The 15,740-nt window shown below is 74.5% G+C and carries 9 protein-coding genes and 1 rRNA gene; 5 read left to right on the top strand and 5 right to left on the bottom strand.

From position 1 onward, the window contains the following. Positions 1 to 91 (top strand): 5S ribosomal RNA (gene rrf / locus ACIP9D_RS26945); the annotation flags it as partial. A 501-nt stretch (positions 92 to 592) separates the two neighbouring features. Here rrf and ACIP9D_RS26940 read toward each other — a convergent pair. After that, positions 593 to 2,404 carry a VanW family protein gene (locus tag ACIP9D_RS26940; protein ID WP_350873664.1) on the bottom strand — a complete coding sequence of 604 codons (1,812 nt, stop codon included), beginning with the start codon at positions 2,402 to 2,404 and terminating at the stop codon, positions 593 to 595. A gap of 183 nt (positions 2,405 to 2,587) precedes the next feature. On the opposite strand from ACIP9D_RS26940, the gene nudC reads away from it, so the two are divergent. After that, complete coding sequence (gene nudC, locus ACIP9D_RS26935) at positions 2,588 to 3,508, top strand: NAD(+) diphosphatase (protein WP_350873663.1); 921 nt, start codon at positions 2,588 to 2,590, stop codon at positions 3,506 to 3,508. A gap of 6 nt (positions 3,509 to 3,514) precedes the next feature. Here nudC and ACIP9D_RS26930 read toward each other — a convergent pair whose 3' ends face one another. Together ACIP9D_RS26930 and ACIP9D_RS26925 are read right to left on the bottom strand one after the other, a co-directional pair. Further along, the gene (locus tag ACIP9D_RS26930) at positions 3,515 to 4,768 is read right to left on the bottom strand and encodes a polysaccharide biosynthesis protein (protein WP_350873662.1); all 1,254 of its coding nucleotides are present in this window, start codon (positions 4,766 to 4,768) and stop codon (positions 3,515 to 3,517) included. Continuing rightward, positions 4,765 to 9,162: an alpha-(1->3)-arabinofuranosyltransferase gene (locus tag ACIP9D_RS26925; RefSeq protein WP_350873661.1), complete on the bottom strand. Its 4,398-nt coding sequence runs from the start codon at positions 9,160 to 9,162 to the stop codon at positions 4,765 to 4,767. The genes ACIP9D_RS26930 and ACIP9D_RS26925 overlap by 4 nt, the downstream gene beginning before the upstream one ends. 167 nt (positions 9,163 to 9,329) lie before the next feature. Here ACIP9D_RS26925 and ACIP9D_RS26920 point away from each other — a divergent pair, with 167 nt between their 5' ends. Genes ACIP9D_RS26920 through ACIP9D_RS26910 form a run of 3 tightly spaced genes read left to right on the top strand, consistent with a single transcriptional unit; the run spans position 9,330 to position 13,147 of the window. After that, a complete protein-coding gene (locus ACIP9D_RS26920; protein WP_400451154.1) occupies positions 9,330 to 11,207 on the top strand; it encodes a hypothetical protein in 1,878 nt (625 codons plus the stop codon). After that, complete coding sequence (locus ACIP9D_RS26915) at positions 11,208 to 12,917, top strand: hypothetical protein (RefSeq protein ID WP_350873659.1); 1,710 nt, start codon at positions 11,208 to 11,210, stop codon at positions 12,915 to 12,917. Positions 12,918 to 12,952: 35 nt separating this feature from the next. Next, a complete protein-coding gene (locus tag ACIP9D_RS26910; RefSeq protein ID WP_350873658.1) occupies positions 12,953 to 13,147 on the top strand; it encodes a hypothetical protein in 195 nt (64 codons plus the stop codon). On the opposite strand, the gene ACIP9D_RS26905 is transcribed toward ACIP9D_RS26910, so the two are convergent. Next, positions 13,132 to 14,328, bottom strand: coding sequence for a glycosyltransferase family 4 protein (locus tag ACIP9D_RS26905; protein ID WP_350873657.1), 1,197 nt, complete (start codon positions 14,326 to 14,328; stop codon positions 13,132 to 13,134). The two genes, ACIP9D_RS26910 and ACIP9D_RS26905, sit on opposite strands and share 16 nt — an antisense overlap. An 87-nt stretch (positions 14,329 to 14,415) precedes the next feature. Further along, entirely contained in the window at positions 14,416 to 15,693 is a 1,278-nt protein-coding gene (locus tag ACIP9D_RS26900) for an acyltransferase (protein WP_350873656.1), read from the bottom strand. Positions 15,694 to 15,740 lie beyond the last annotated feature (47 nt).

Below are 15,740 nucleotides of genomic sequence, written 5' to 3'. Positions count from 1 at the left end.
GCCCGGTCACATTCCGAACCCGGAAGCTAAGCCCTCCAGCGCCGATGGTACTGCACTCGGGAGGGTGTGGGAGAGTAGGACGCCGCCGGACAATCGTTCCCGTCAGGGCCACCCCAATCTGGGGGTGGCCCTGACGGCGTTTTCCAGGCCGTTTCGGTGGCCCTCGGTGTGGGTTTGTGGCAACCGCCGGCGCCCGGCCTAGCCGCGCTGGTCTGGTGCCCGCACCCGCAGGCGCCTTGCTAACTGCGGATTCCGCTTCCAGATCACCCAGGGCGCCGGCAATTCCGGCTGTACGTAGCGGGCTATTTCCCTGTGGACGGTCCGCCAGGCAAGGCAGCCGCGGGCCCTGGTCGGGACGCTGTACCGACACACCTTCCACGGATATTGGCCGCCGAGGTCCCCACCCCGTCGCTTGCTGAAGCGCGAACCGGCCCACCGACCGGGAGCGGCACCCGAGCTGGTCCAGCCCACCGGAGTACCGGCGGGCGACCCGGGACTGGCCGCGGGCCGGCGCTCCACCCCGTACCTGCGAAGCGGCCCCCGCCGGCGACGATGCCGGCGGGGGCCGCTGCGTGGTGGGAGGGGGCGAGCGTCAGGAGGGCTCGCGGGCGCAGATGTAACGCGGCTCGGCGTCGTAGCGCCAGCTGAACTTCTCCCGCTTGACCACCTTGCCGTCCTTGCGGATCACCCGGTACGCGTCCTGGGCGAAGCCGTTGATGCCGTTGCTGGGAATGCAGGACGGCCCCGGCTCCAGGTAGATGGTCTTCGGCACGGTGATGTTGCGGCGCGGGCCGTACTCGGTCTTGACGCTGTCGTAGATCTTCGTGCTCCACATCGACACGGTCACCGTGCTCGACGTGTAGGAGGTGTCGATCAGGACTCCGTGCGGGGTGTTGTTGCGGAACTTGAAGTCGAGGTTCGGCCAGAAGATCGTCGACTCGATGACCGCCGGATAACGGTCGAACCAGTAGGAGTGCGGCTTGTGCTCGACGTCCTCCAAGCCGGCGTAGTAGCTGGCGTTGAAGAGTGTGGTGGTGAACTGCGAGGTGCCGCCACCCACCCCGGGGACCAGCTTGCCGTCGAGGATCACCGGCGCGTCCCGGTAGCCCTGCTGGTAGCCGCGCTCGCCGGTGTGCCCGTTGAGCGAGAACGTCTCGCCCGGCAGCACGACCGTGCCGTCGACCTCCTTGGCGATGGTCACGATGTTCTGGCTGCGCGACGAGGCGAGGCCGCCGGTGAAGCGGGTGGTGAACGAGGAGACCTTCTCCTTGATACCGAGACCGGCCACCTTCTCCGCGGTCACCTCCGGCTCGGTCGGCTTCAGGACGGCCGTGACTTCCCGGTCGTCGCTCTTCGGCAGCACGGCGAGCAGGTCCCGACCGAGCGCGGAAGCATCCAGCTGCTGGCCGGCGCGGCCGGAGTCCACCACCTTCGGCTTGCCGCCGGCGATTGTCAGCCGGGCGTTCTTCGGCGTCACCTCGATGGCCGCCAGATCGTCGCCGAGCGCGGTACGCAGCCGCTTCACGTCCACCTGCGGGCTCAGCTTGCCGGCCTTGTCGGCGGTGAAGCGGAGGCTCTTCGCGATCGCCTTCGGCGCGATGGTGACCGAGCCCTTGTCGGTGGTCAGCTTCACCGGCGCGGCGACCGCCGGCTTCGCCAGCTCGTCGACCAGCCGGTCCACCTCCTCGGCGGTGGTCGCCGGGTGCGACTCGACCAGCGGCACGGTCACCGGCTGGTCGGCGAGCCATCCGGCCCGGACCACCTCGGCGGAGCGCTCCGCGTCCAGCGCCAGGCTGGGCTTCGGGTGGACGGCCTTCGGCGTGGTGCCGGAGAACGTGATGGCCGGCAGGGTCATCTTCCGCCCCTGGTCGCCGACCACCTTCCGCAGCGCGGCATCAAGCTTCGCCGCGTCGACCGAGACCACCGGCTGCACCGAGCGCGAGCCGACCAGCCGGCTGACCGGGTGGGCCTCCGCCTCGACCGCAGCGGCCACCGTCGCCTCCACGTCGACCGTCAGGCCGACCTCCGCGGGATTGATCTCGGCGGTCCGTTCACCGACCCGGACCGACAGCGGGGCGGCCAGCTCGGCCGCGCGCCGCTCCAACTCGGCCCGGAGGTGCCGGGCGGCCTCCGCGCGGCTGCGACCGCCGAGCTCGGCACCGAGCACGGTGGTCCCGCGCGGCACGTCGCCCGCGTACGCGTACGCACCGGCGCCCGCCACGCCACCCAGCACGACGGTGCCGAGCCCGGCGGCGAGCAGCAGCCGGAGCCGGCGCGAGCGGGGCCGGGTGGACGCCTCGGCCGGTGTCCCGGGCTCGGGCTCGTCACCGGGCCAGCTGACCGCGGTGACCTGCACGGTCGGCCGGTCGTCGGCGGGCGGACTCTTCTCGCCGTACAGCGTCACAGCAACCTCTATCGCGACGTGCCGCGGGGGGCGCTCCCCGCGCGGAGGAACACCTACGGTAGCCAATGCCCGGCCAAGCGCGCCGCCGCCGCCCCGGCCCGCCCGCGGTGGCGTGTCGTACGGCGTGTCGGACCGGTGCCGGCCGGCTGCCGAGCCGTCGGGCCGACATGGCACGGTAACGGCATGCGTACCGATGAGCGGGTGCTGGCGTACGGCGGTGGGTGGCTGGACCGGGCGGCCGCGTTGCGCGCCGACGCGGAGCGGATGGCCGCGCTGCGCGCCGACCCACGGACCACCGTGCTGCCGCTGTGGCGGGACCGCTCGCTGGTCACGGCGGACGACCGGCCGGTCCGGTTGACCGGCGCCGCAGCGGGGCCGGTGCTCGCCGCGGCGGACGAGCTGGTCTTCCTCGGCCTCGACGCCGACGTGGCGATCTTCGCCGTCGACCTGTCCGGGCACGCCGAAGCCGACGCGGTCGCGCTCGCCGGCGCGGCGTCTGCGGTCGACGTGCGGAGCCTCGCCGGCCGGCTCGACCCGGCCGAGGCGGCAACCCAGGCGTACGCGCGGGGGCTGCTGCACTGGCACCGGCGGCAGCGCTGGTGCGGCAGCTGCGGTGCGCCCACCACCACCCGCGACGCCGGGCACGTCCGGCAGTGCTCGGCGGCGGAGTGCGCCGCGCTGCTGTTCCCCCGGATCGAGCCGGCGATCATCGTGCTGGTCGAGGCGCCCGGCGCTCCCGACCGCTGCCTGCTGGCCCGGCACGCCGGCGCGTCCGAGGGCGCCTACTCGACGCTGGCCGGCTTCGTCGAGGTGGGCGAGAGCCTGGAGGACGCGGTACGCCGGGAGATGGCCGAGGAGGCCGGCATCACCCTGACCGACGTGTCGTACCAGGGGTCGCAGGCGTGGCCTTTTCCGGCCGGGCTGATGGTGGGCTTCCGGGCCACGGCCGCGTCCGAGGAGGTCCGGGTGGACGGCGTCGAGCTGCTGGAGGCGCGCTGGTTCACCCGGGACGAGCTGCGCGCCCGGATGGCCGCCGGCCGGCCGCTCGGGCGGGTCGACTCGATCGACCACCGACTGCTGCACGGCTGGCTCGGGCAGGGCTGACGGCGGTCAGCCCGATCGGGGTGCGCTGGCCTGATCCACGGCGACCGGCGCCGGGCCCGGCCGGCGGGCGGTCACCGCCATGGCCAGCGTGGTGATCAGCGCGGTGCCGAGGGCTACGACGAGGAGACCCGGGACGGTACGGGGCCGGACGGTCGCCGCGACGGCCACCAGGCCGGCCGCGCCCACCCAGAGCGGTGCCGCCGCCCACCGTACGCCGGCCGCGACGCGGTCGTTGAGCAGCACGAACGCCACCGCGTAGAGCGCACCGACCGCGGCGAACAGCGGCGCGTACCGGCCGAGGTGGGTGTAGTCGGGGCCGCCGGCGAGACGGAAGGCCAGCCCGCCGGCGAGCGTCGAGGCGAGTACCAGCACCAGGCCGCAGCCGCCGGTCACCGCGAGCGCCACGGTGCGGCTGCGGCGGTCGCCGCGGGCCAGCCGCGGCAGGGCGAGGACGGCGGCGACCTGGGGGGCCCAGAGTGCCCCCTTGCTCAACACCGTGCCCACCGCGTACGCCCCGGACCCCGCCGGGGGCAGCAGTTGACGGGCGAGGAGCAGGTCGGCGTAGGAGACGACGAGCATCGCGAGGGTCGCGCCGCAGCCGGCGACCACCTGGGCGGCGGTCAGCCGGGGCGCCGCCGGCGCGGCGGACGGGCGCCCGGTTGCGCGGGCGAGCCGGGCCAGCACCGGCGGGACGAGCGCGGCGCTCAGCGCGCCGCCCACGAGCGCGCCGGTCAGGCCCGTACCGAGCAGCAGCCCGGCGACCACCCCGCCGTAGCGGCCCGCGGCGAGCAGCGCCATCCCGGCGGCGAGCCGCAGGAACCGTTGGCCACCCTGCAACTCCCCGAGGAAGCGGGAGGAGAGCACGACCGCCGCCGTGGTGACCGCCAGCAGCGTGGGCACCTCCACCGGGAGGTCCAGCGCGGCGACCAGCAGCGGGGTGGCCGCGATCAGCGCGCCCGCGCACCCGGCGGCGATCAGCGCGGTGAGCCGCCGGGCGTCGGACGACCCGTGCCGGGCGTGGTGCACGGCGACGGCCAGTTGCAGGCCGAGTCCGGGCACGCTGGCGATGGCCACCAGGCCGAGGGCGGTGGCGAGCGCGCTGAGGCCGGCCGGGTCGAGCCGCCGGGCGGCCAGCACCGGCACCAGGTAGGCCAGGCCGTTGACGAGGACGCCGGCCAGGGTGACGGCGGCTCCGGCCGCGCCGAGGCCGCTGCTTCGTCCGCCCGTCCGCTGCCGACGGGCCGGTAGTCTAGGGCTCATGTGATCGGCGAGAAGTCGGGAACGTGCCCGTCGGCCGGGCCCGGCGCCGCCGTCTCCGGCTTCCGCGGCTCCGTTCCCACCGGAGCCGGCGGGTCGGTCGGATCGGTCGGGTCGGTCGGTGGCGCCGGCGGGTCGGTCGGGTCGCCCGGGGGTGCCGGCGGGGCCGCCGGGGTCGGCGTGACGCGGCGTACCGGCCGTCGCCGGGCGGCGGTGGAGAGCCAGAGGGCGCCCAGGGCGACGACGACCGCGAGCTGCGGGAGCGCGTCGGTGTGCCGTTGCGCCGACTCGAGGTGGAGCCAGCCGGCGAGCAGGACGAGCGCGCCGGGAAGCCACGTCTCGACGGCGCGGCTGATCGCTCTGGCCCGGCGGGGGTCCGTCGTCCAGGGCAGGCGGCGTGGGCCGGGTACCGCCAGCAGGAACCCCGCCGCGACCAGCAGGCCGCCGATGAGTCCGCTCGACAGCACCAGCGCGGCGGCGCCGACGGCCAGCAGCGGCAGGGAACGGGTGAGCCGGCGTCGGCCGCGCGGCAGGGCGGTCGACGGGGCGGGCCCGGCGGGCCGGCGGGCGGGCAGCACCGCGAGGAGCACCACCGCCACCAGCAGGCCGCCGCCGAGCAGCAGGCCCGCGCGGTACGTCGTGTCCGGGGCGAAGCGGAGCACCACCTCGCCGGAGGCGCCCGCGGGCAGGATCCAGCCCTGCTGCCAGCCGTCCACCACCACCGGTTCGAGCTTCCGGCCGCCGATGCTCGCCTGCCAGCCGATGTTGGTGTTCTCCCGTACGGCGAGCACCCGGTCGACGGGGTGCTCGCCGACGCGTACCCGTCGTTCGGTGGCCGCCCAGGAGTCGACCTCGACGGCGCTCGGAGCCACCGTCGCGGCCGGCGGCGACGTCCGTGGCACCAGGGCGACCCGGGTGGGCGACGCCAGCGTGCTCGGTGTGGTGACGAGCCGGTGCTCGCCACGGCCCAGCTCGAGTTGCCGGGGCGTCTCCCGGCCGCAGGGCGCGGCCGGCATCTCGCGCAGTTCCAGCAGGTCGCGCAGCGTGCCGCGGAGCGCGGTGGTCACCCGGGACCGGCCCACCTCCAGCGTCGGACCCGATCCGCAGGCCAGCTTCAGCGGAGCGTCGACCGGAGGCCGGACGGTGGGCGCGCCCGGCAGCACGGTCACCTCGCCGACGGTGACCGGCAACGACTCCGGTAGCCGCAGCCCGTACGGATCGGTGCTGGCGGCGGACGGCTTGTCGAGGAACTGGATGGTGATCTCGTCGGTGCGCATCGGCGGGTCCAGGGTGAGCAGGCCGCTGTCGCCCAGCAGGCTGCTGCGGAACCCGTCGTCGCCGACCACCCGGACGCTGCCGAGCCGGGTGGCGGCGGCCGCCGGGTCGACGGTGAACCGGAGCCCCTTGATGAGCTGCGGCTGGAGCCACTTGAGGCGCAGGATCGGCGCCTCGTCGCTGACCGCCGGCGACCAGCTGGTGGTGGGATCCCCGTCGAGCACCGCGCCGGGCCGGCCGGTCGGGTCGGTCACGGCCGTCGAGGAGGCGGTGACCTTCGGCGCGAGGCGCAGCGCCTGGGCGTCGGCGACGGCCTCGTCGAGCGCCGTGTCCAGGGCGGGCCCGGGCGTCGGTCGTGCCCACAGCTCGGCGGCGTACTCCCCGGCGCTCGGCAGGGTCAGGGAGCGGTCGATGGTGTGCCCGTCCTCTGAGCCCCGGACGGCGTCGGTGGAGCAGCGGGGCCGGCCGTCGACGGAGAAGCAGGCCGGCGTGGTGGGGGCCGCCGACACGACGACGGTGGCCGGCCGGTCGGTGGCCGGCGCGGCGGGAAGTTGGAGGGTCCGGCTGGTCCGCACGCCGGGGATGCTGATCTCGGCGACGCCCACCGTCCCGTTGCCGAGTGGGCGCAGGTCGAAGGTGGCGCCGACCGAGATCCGGATCTCGCGGGTGGCGTGGACGCCGGGTAGTTCGAAGACCATGTGGTCGCTGAACTGCTCGATGGTCCGGCTCTCGTACCCGGCGGTGACGGTCACCGTCGTCGGCAGCGCGTCGGCCTTCAGGTCGAACCGGACGTCCACCCGGGTGACCCGGGTCGGGTTCGCGAGGCTCACCTCGATCCACTGCTCGTCACCGGGCGAGTACGGCGCGGACTGCCAGGAGGTCGCGGGGTCGCCGTCCATCGCCGCGTACGGCTGGTTCTCGGGGCGTGCGCCGCCGGGGGCGTCCACCTCGGAGCGCGCGGTCGACGCGCGGATCGTGCTGATGCCCTCGAAACGGGCGACGGTCGACCGCTCCGCTCCCCACTCGGGCAGGTAGTCGTGCGCGGGCGCCGACACCTCGAAGGTGTCGTCTGCGGTGAGGGTCTGCGAGGCGTTGTCACGCAGCCGGCCGAACGACACGTCGCGCCGGCGGAGGCCGTCGGTCATCGCGACCGGCCCGGTGCCGTCGCCGGCAGGCGCGTCGCCGGCCAGGACCGTGGGCGCCGGGTTCAGCTGTCCCGCCGCGGCGAGGTCGAGCAGGGACTCGGGGCCGCCCACAACGGTGGTCACGTCGTCCCGGTCGTAGGCGACCACCGGCTCGACGCGCCGGTCCACCCGGTAGACCTCCAGCGCGCGGAGCGGCACGTCGAGCCCCTGGTCGCGGAACTCGTCCGGGTCCGACGGTCCGCCGCGTAGCGGGCCGAAGCTGGTGACCCGGGTCAGCCCGGGTGAGCGCTGCAGGGCCTGGCGGACCACCGCCGGGCGGGCCGTGTCGGAGCGGCCGTGGTCGAGGTCGGCGCGGAACAGGACGTGGCTGATCCCGGAGCGGGCCAGCAGGTCGGCCAGGCCGGCCGAGCCGGCGCCGGTGGCGAGCGTCGCCTCGACCGCGTCCAGCAGCCGGATCGTGGCGGGCGGGGTGAAGGGGATGGCGTTGCGCACCGCCCACCGGCTGTCCAGCAGCGGCTGGGTGATCTCGTCGGTGGTGCTCCCCCAGTCGTACGACGGGAAGCGCGCCCCGGGAACGACGAGCACCCGTCCCCGACCGGTGTTCGCGTCGAGCCAGTCGGCGGCCTCGTGCCAGTAGCCGGGCACCTCCTTGACGCTGCCCGGCGTGGCGAGTCCACCGGCGAGCGCCGGCGTGGCGACCACCGCGACCGCCGCCATGGCCGCTCCGGCGGTCAGCCAGGCGGTGGCGACGGTCCGTGGGCGGTGCCGGGCGGGCGCCGTGCGCGCCGCGCGGACGACCAGGCCGACCAGGTGCGCCAGGCCGAGCGCCAGCGGCAGGCGCAGCAGGACGTCGAACTTGTGGATGTTCCGCAGCGGAGCGCCGACGCCGTCGAGGAACTCCTGCTGCGGCCCGGCGAGGATGTTCGGCAGGTCGCCGACGTGCCCGAGGCCGACGAGCGCGGCGCCGAGGACCAGACCGGTGACCAGGAACCGGCGGTGCGGCATCCCGCGCCGGGACAGCCCGAGGACCCCGAGGGCGGCGACCGCCAGGGTGGCGGCGACCAGCAGCGGCTCGTTGGCCAGCCGGGCTCCGGCCGGGATCGTCGACCCGAACGGCGAGCCCAGGTAGGCGACCCAGTAGGAGGCGCCGCGGAGCGTGGTCACCGCATCGGTGACGCTGGTGGTGTTCCGGGCGGTCTCGATGTAGTCCAGGAAGGGTGGGCTGTACCGGCCGAGGACCAGCAGCGGGATCAGCCACCACGCCGTGGCCAGGGCGACCGCGCCGCACCAGGCGGCGATGGCGGTGAGGCGTCGGCGTACGGGCTGGAGAGTGGCGAGCCAGAGCAGGGCGAGTGGCACCACCGCGAGCACGGCCGTGGCGTTGACGCCACCGGCGCAGGCGACGGCGAGCGCCGAGCCGGCTACGGCGCGCCGCAGCGGCGCGCCGCGAGCGAGGCCCACCAGCGGGATGAGCACCCACGGGGCGATGGCGCTCGGCCAGGCCTCCACCGAGGACCAGCCGAGCTGGGTGAGGATCCGGGGCGACAGCGCGAAGGCGACGCCGGCGATCATGCGGCCGGCGGGGGTGCCGATGCCGAGCCGGCCGGCCAGCCGCACCGCGCCGAGGTACGCGACGCAGAAGAGCAGTGCCCACCACAGCCGCTGGACCACCCACGGCGCGAGGCCGACCTCCGAACCGAGCAGGAAGAACGGGCCCATCGGCCAGAGATATCCGTACGCCTGGTTCTGGAGCTGGCCGAAGGTGCCGTTCGGGTCCCACAGGTGCAGCGAGCGGAGCAGCCACCCGGCCGGATTGACGTTCAGGTCGACCTTGGTGTCGGGGACGATCTCCCCGGGGGCCTGCTGGAAGGCGAGGGCGGTCAGTGCGATGCAGATGGCCAGGTGCCGGAACCGCCGGGCGGTACGCCGGGTACGGCTGGACCCCCGATCGCCACCGTTGGTGACCTCTGCACGCATCTCGGCTCCTGTCTGCGCCGGCCGTACGCGCACCGGCAGCCGACGACCGTCGCGCGACGTTATCCGGACCGGGCACGGACGGGCGACCTGGGGCGCTGCGGTGGCGTTATCGGCAGAACGGCCGTCCCCACGGCGTGTAAGCGTGTGGCAGGCTGCCGACCATGTCAATGCCAGAAGCTGAGGCCGAGACGCGTCCGGAGCGCGTTGCCTCCGATGGCGACGGACCGGGGCCGTTCGGCCGGTGGCTCCGGGCCGACCGCGTCCGCGCGGTCGCGATCGCCCTCATCGTCGTCTCCGTCGCCTGGCGCGCCGGCCTCGCCACCCGCGGCTGGTTCTCCCAGGACGAGTTCGTCATCGCCGCGCAGGTTCTCGACACGCGGCTGGACGCGGACTTCCTCCTGCGTACCTTCAACAACCACCTCATGCCGGGCGGACTGCTGGTGGCGTGGGCGATGGTGCGGGCGGCCGGCTTCGTCGGCTGGCCGTGGGTGCTGCTGCTGGCGGTCGGCCAGGCGGCGGTCGGCATCGCGGTCTACCGGCTGCTGCGCGACCTGCTCCGGCCGGGCTGGGGGCTGCTCGTCCCGCTCTGCCTGTTCCTGTTCAGCCCGCTGACGCTCGAGGTGTCCTCGCTGTGGCTGGTCGGGCTGCTCGTGCTGCCCATGCAGCTGGCCCTGGTCCTGGCGGTGGCGGCCCAGGTCCGCTACGTGCGCACCGGCCGCCTGCGGCACCTCGTGGTGGTTGCCCTCTGGGTGGTGTTCGGCCTGCTCTTCGACACCAAGGCCCTGCTGATCGTGCCGCTGCTGTTCCTGCTGACCGTCTTCCTCTTCACCTCGGGCGGCGTGTGGCGCAGCCTGGTGACGGCGGTCCGCCGGCACTGGCCGGCCTGGCTGGTGCTCAGCGTGCTCTCGGGGGCGTACCTGGCGTTCTACCTGACCCGCCCGGCCCGCGAACTGGACGAGCCGACCTCGGTCGGTCAGGTGCTCACCTTCCTCGGTGACCTGGTCGGCAACACCCTCGTGCCGGGTCTGCTCGGCGGTCCCTGGCGCTGGACGTACGCCGGCGACGGGCCACCGCTCACGGACCCGTACGACGTGGCCAAGTGGCTGTCCTGGGCGGTGCTGGTGACGCTCGTCGTGGTCACCGTCCGGCAGCGCCCGTCGGCCGGACGGGCCTGGCTGCTGCTCGCGTCCTACCTGGGCCTGGTCGCCGCGCTCTTCGCCGTCACCCGGCTCGGCGGCCCGCTCGGCCCGCTGGTCGGCGTGGTCCCCCGGTACGTCGCCGACGTGGTGCTGGTCGCCGCGATCTGTGTCGGCGCGGCCCTGCTCGGGACGAAGGACGCCGACGAGGAGGACGTGTCCGCGTGGCCGCTGCCGACCGTCCTGCGCGAACCGGGCGCCTTCGCCGTCGGCCTGGTCTCGATCATCGCCGTCCTGGTCACCATCGGGGTGGGCACCCTGTGGAGCACGGCCCGGTTCGGTGACAACTGGAGCACGAAGTACGGACGGGAGTATCTCGCGACGACGCAGGCCGAGCTGGCCACCGCACCGCCGGGCACCGTCTTCCTGGACAACGTCGTTCCGGACCGCGTCGTCGCCGGGTACTTCTGGCCGGACAATCTCCAGTCGCATTTCTTCCGGCCGGCGGACCGTCGGCCCACGTTCGTGACGGAGGCCGAGCGACCGTCGACGTTCGACGAGTTCGGCCGGATCCGTCCGGTCGTGGTCGAGGGCCGGAAGGTCCTACCCGGCCCGGTGCCCGACTGCGGGCACCTGGCGCAGGGCGGCCAGACCGCCCGGATCCCGCTCGACGGTTACCTCGAGGAGTGGCCCTACGTGGTGCACTTCGGCTACCTCAGCTCGGGCGACTCCACCGCGATCGTGCGGCTGGGCGAGGCCAGCCGGCAGATCACCCTGCGACGCGGGTTGAACGAGGTGTTCTTCCTGCTGGAGGGGGCCGGCAGCGCCGTCCAGGTCACCGTTGGCACCCCCGGAGTCGGGGTCTGCACCAACCTGATCACCGTCGGCCGGGCGGTGCCGGCGCCGTGAATGGTTGAGCGGTCCACCGGCGTCGACGCTCCACCGGGTCGGCCGACGCGGGAGCGGCTGCCGCTGTACGCCGTCGGGGCGGCCGTCACGGCGCTGGTGCTCGCCCCGCTCGCGGCGCCGGGCTACGCGCTGCTGTACGACATGGTGTTCGTACCCCGGCAGCCGCTGAGCTGGGATCTCATCGCCCCGGCGCAGAGCCTGCCCCGGGCGGTGCCGATGGACGCGCTGGTCTCCCTGGTCACCCAGCTCGTCCCGGGCTGGTTGCTGCAGCGGCTGGTGCTCGGTGCGGCGATCCTGTTCGCCGCCGTCGGTGCCGGCCGGCTGGTGCCGACCGACCGGCGCGCGGTGCGGCTGTTCGCCGCGGTGGCGTACGCGTGGACGCCGTACCTCGCCGAGCGGCTGCTGATCGGGCAGTGGGGGTTGCTGCTCGCGTACGCCGCGCTGCCGTGGTTGGTGCGGGCGGCGCTGGACCTGCGGGCGGGCCGCGACGGCGCGCTCGCCCGGGTGGTGCTCGCCGCCGCGCCCGCCGCCATCACCCCGACCGGGGGGCTGATCGCGCTGGCCACGGTGGTCCTGCTGGTGCCCGACCGGTCCCGTCCGCGTCGGGCGGCGTCCGCGATCGCCGGTGTCGCGCTGCTCAACGCCCCCTGGGTGACCGCGGCCCTGGTCACCGGCGCCGCCGGTTCCTCCGACCCGGCGGGGGTGGCGGCGTTCGCGGCGCGTGCCGAGAACTGGGCCGGCCCGCTGGTGGCGCTGGCGGGGACCGGCGGGATCTGGAACGCGCAGGCCATGCCCGCCAGTCGAGGCGCCCCGCTGGTGCCGCTGGCGACCCTGGTGCTGCTGATCCTGGCCGGCGTCGGCGCGGGTCTGCTGCACCGGCGGCTGCCGCCGGGTGCGGCGGTGCGGCTGGCGGTGCTCGCCGGGGCCGGTTGTCTGCTCGCCGCCCTCGCGTTGCTCCCCGGCGGGGACGCCGCGCTGCGCTGGGCAGTGGCTCAGGTGCCCGGGGCGGGGCTGCTCCGGGACGGTCAGAAGTTCCTGGCCCCGTACGCCCTGTTGCTGGTGGTGTGCGCGGCGCTGGGCGCCGAGCGGCTGGTGGCCCGGATCGACCGGGAAGTGGCCGGGGTGGTCCTGGTGGGCCTGCTGCTCCTGCCGGTGGCCGTCATGCCGGACCTCGCGTTCGGCGGTGCCGGCCGGCTTCGTCCGGTGAGCTATCCGGCGGACTGGCGGTCGGTCGCCGACCGGTTGGCCGGCGAACCGGGTGAGATCCTCGTGCTGCCGCTGAGCGCCTACCGGACGTTCCCGTGGAATTCCGAACGGGTCGTGCTGGACCCGGCGCCGCGCTACCTGCCGGGGACCGTGCTGACAGACGACACGTTGCGGGTCGGTGACGTCGCGGTGGCCGGGGAGAACCCACGGCTCCGCGAGGTGCGCCGGGTGCTGGCCGACGGGCGGCCCGTCGCGGCCACCGGCGTGCGCTGGGTGGTGGTGCAGCACCAGCTCCCCGGCGCCGTGGAGCCGGCGGCCCTGGCGGAACTCCAGGTCGTCCACGACGGACCATTCCTGACCCTCTACCGCAATCCGGCCGTAACGGCCGGTCCGGTTGCCGCCCGGCCCGCCCGCTGGGCCGTGGTGGCGGCGCTCGGTACCGCCCTTCTGGTGGTCATGGCTGCCGCCTTTTCGGCGCTACACCGCAGGCCTACCGCGTGGTAACGTCCGCTCGCACGTCTCGCCATTGGAGGATTGGCATGCGTAGAACTCTGACCCTGGTCGTGTCCGGCCTGGTGGCGGCGTTGCTGGGGATCCTGGCCCTCGGCGGGCTCTCGGCCGCCGCGACCGCCACCGACGCCGAGGCCGCCCGTGAGGCCAAGAACGTTTCGGAGGCGGCCAAGCGGGCCGGCAAGCAGGACCCGTACGCCCCCGAGTCTTACGGCGTCAGGTAGGACGGTTCGCCCCGCCGCTGCACTGGGCGGGGCGATTCCGCGCCCTGCAGCAGAGCCGCGAAGTGTCCGCCCGCGGCCTGCCAGGTGAAGCTCGCCGCGTGCTCCCGGGCCTCCGCGCCCATCTCCCGCCGCACCTCGTCCTCGTGCAGCAGCGTGCGCACCTTCGCGAGGTAGTCGTCGACGTCGTCGGCCAGCAGGCCGGTCCGCCCGTCGACGACCGCTTCGGCGACACCGCCCGCGTGCCGGAACGCCACCGTGGGCGTGCCCGCCGATCCCGCCTCGACGATCGTCAGACCCCAGCCCTCCTTGAGCGACGGGGTGAGGGCGACCCAGGCCGAGGCGAGCAGGGCGGCCTTCTCCTCCTCCGTCACGAAGCCCCGGAACTCCACCCGCTCGGCGATCTCCAGCTCGGTGGCGAGCTCGCGCAGCTGCGGCTCCCACCAACCCTGACCGGCGACGACCAGTCGCAGCTGGGGAAGCTCGTCGGTGAGGGCCGCGACGGCCCGCAGCGCCACCTCCACCCGCTTGTGCGGCACCAGCCGGCCCAGCGCGACGAGCAGCGGGAACGGGGCCCGCTCGACGTCGGTGCGGGGCAGCTCCGGTGTGCCGTTGTGCACCACCGAGACCTGCTCCGGCGGTACGCCGAGGCTGGCCAGCTCACGACGGGTGGCCTCGGAGACGGTGACGTAGCGGCACCGCTGGTAGATGCGGACGGCGAGCGACGACTCGACCCACCAGCCGAACCGGGCGGCCCACTGCGGGAGGACCACCGGCCACTGCTCGCGATGCACGTGGTGGATCAGCTTGACCACCGGCCGGCGGGCCCACAGTGGAGCGAGGAACGGCAGCCCGTTGCAGACGTCGACCAGGATGTCGGGTCGGCCGCCCCGCCGCGCCGCCAGCGGGCCCAGGCCCAGCGCGCCGGCCAGGTAGCAGAGCGCCGCCCAGAGGTAGACCGTGTGCCGGCCGCCGCGCCGCACCAGCCGTACGCCCGCCTCGTTGACCTCGTCGGCGGGAGCCTGGCTGTGGGCGGCGCAGAACAGCGTGGCGCGGAAACCGCGCGCCACCAGCTCGGCGGCGATCCGTTCGACGTACACCTCGGAACCGCCACCCTCGGGGTTACGAGTGTCCCGCCAGTTGAGGAACAGCACGTGTCCCGGCACGCCGACGCAATGCTCCACGCGAACCCTACTCTCAGGTAATTTAGCGACGCGCGTCACATTAGGGGCTGGGATCGCAGCCGGCAATGCCCGATGGGCCAGCGCTGTTCAGCGTGACGTGCCGACCGTGGGTGCGTCGGCACCCGTGTCGGCCGAGGGCGGCGCCGCGCCCGGGGAGGCCGCCGCCGCGTCGAGGGCGGACACTTCGGACACCCGCCCCGGCCGAGCCGGTCGACGGCCCCACTGCGAGCCGAGCAGCTGGACGGGCCGCTCGACGCCGTAGTAGCTGACCGCGGCGTAGACCAGGGCGAAGAGCATGGTGAGGGTGAACGTGCTGAGCAGTCCGCCGGTGAACAGCGGCCGGTCGTCCACCAGGTAGATGAGTTCCAGGACCAGCGGGTGCCACAGGAAGAGGCCGTAGGAGACCGCGCCGAGCCACCGGGCGGAACCGCGACCGAAGAACTCCTTGACCCGGCTCGGCCCACCGAACGCGACCGGAATCAGGATCAGCACCCCGACCGCGAGGTACAGCGCGAGCTTGACGGCGAACTCGGCGGCCGTCGGCTCGGCGAGGTCGCGCGGGCCGGCGACCGGCGTGGTCGCGATCGCCAGCAGGCCGACGGCCGCGACCCAGCACGCGACCGGCGCCGAGGCGAGGTCGTCCAGCACCCGGAAGGCGGGGGGCGCGGTTCCGGTGCGCAGCGCTACGTGTGCCGCGGCCAGGGCCATGCCGGCGGCGAACCAGGCCGCGTACGAGGGCAGCCACATGGTGTGCAGCGCGGCGTCGAGCCAGCCGAAGCCCATCAGGGTGAGCCACCCCGCGGTCACCAGGACGCCGCTGCTGGCGATCACCACGGTCCGGACGGGACGCCACGTCCGGCCGACGGCGAGCACGGCGACCAGCGGCAGGATCAGGTAGAACAGGACCTCGGTGGCGAGACTCCAGGTCTGGCTGAGCCCGTGACGCAGCTGGGCTGGCTGATAGATCTGGGTGAAGGTGAGGTGCCGCAGCCAGTCACCGGCGGACGCCGGCCGGTTCTGCGGCAGGACGATCAGGCAGACCACCACCGCCAGCCAGTAGGCCGGCAGGATCCGTAGGGCCCGGCGCCAGAGGTACCGCCCGGCGCGCGGCCGGGGCCGACCCGTCGCGGCGTTGAGCGCCCACGGCCGGAACAGCAGGAACCCGGAGAGCACGAAGAAGATGGCGACGCCGACGTCCAGCCGCGCCAGCCAGCCGCCCCACGGCGCGTTCATGCTGACGCCGGTGTGGAATCCGACGTGGTGACCGACGACCGCTGCGGCGCCGATGGCGCGCAGCGCGTCGAGAGCGGGGAGCCGGCCGCTGACCGAAGGCCCCGACACGGTTGGCGCGGCGGCTGTGGACATCTGGACATCCAGGGGGTCGCATTGAAGGTGACCGGAGAGTAACCTCC

It is taken from the genome of Micromonospora sp. NPDC093243, assembly GCF_044753725.1.
Taxonomy (GTDB): Bacteria; Actinomycetota; Actinomycetes; order Mycobacteriales; family Micromonosporaceae; genus Micromonospora.
This window is presented reverse-complemented; position numbering and strand designations above follow the sequence as displayed.

Excerpts from the sequence above, each read along its gene's own strand:
- nudC (WP_350873663.1), top strand. The coding sequence starts at position 2,588 with ATGCGTACCGATGAGCGGGTGCTGGCGTACGGCGGTGGGTGGCTGGAC.
- ACIP9D_RS26930 (WP_350873662.1), bottom strand. The coding sequence starts at position 4,768 with ATGAGCCCTAGACTACCGGCCCGTCGGCAGCGGACGGGCGGACGAAGC.
- ACIP9D_RS26925 (WP_350873661.1), bottom strand. The coding sequence starts at position 9,162 with ATGCGTGCAGAGGTCACCAACGGTGGCGATCGGGGGTCCAGCCGTACC.
- ACIP9D_RS26920 (WP_400451154.1), top strand. The coding sequence starts at position 9,330 with ATGCCAGAAGCTGAGGCCGAGACGCGTCCGGAGCGCGTTGCCTCCGAT.
- ACIP9D_RS26915 (WP_350873659.1), top strand. The coding sequence starts at position 11,208 with ATGGTTGAGCGGTCCACCGGCGTCGACGCTCCACCGGGTCGGCCGACG.
- ACIP9D_RS26910 (WP_350873658.1), top strand. The coding sequence starts at position 12,953 with ATGCGTAGAACTCTGACCCTGGTCGTGTCCGGCCTGGTGGCGGCGTTG.
- ACIP9D_RS26900 (WP_350873656.1), bottom strand. The coding sequence starts at position 15,693 with ATGTCCACAGCCGCCGCGCCAACCGTGTCGGGGCCTTCGGTCAGCGGC.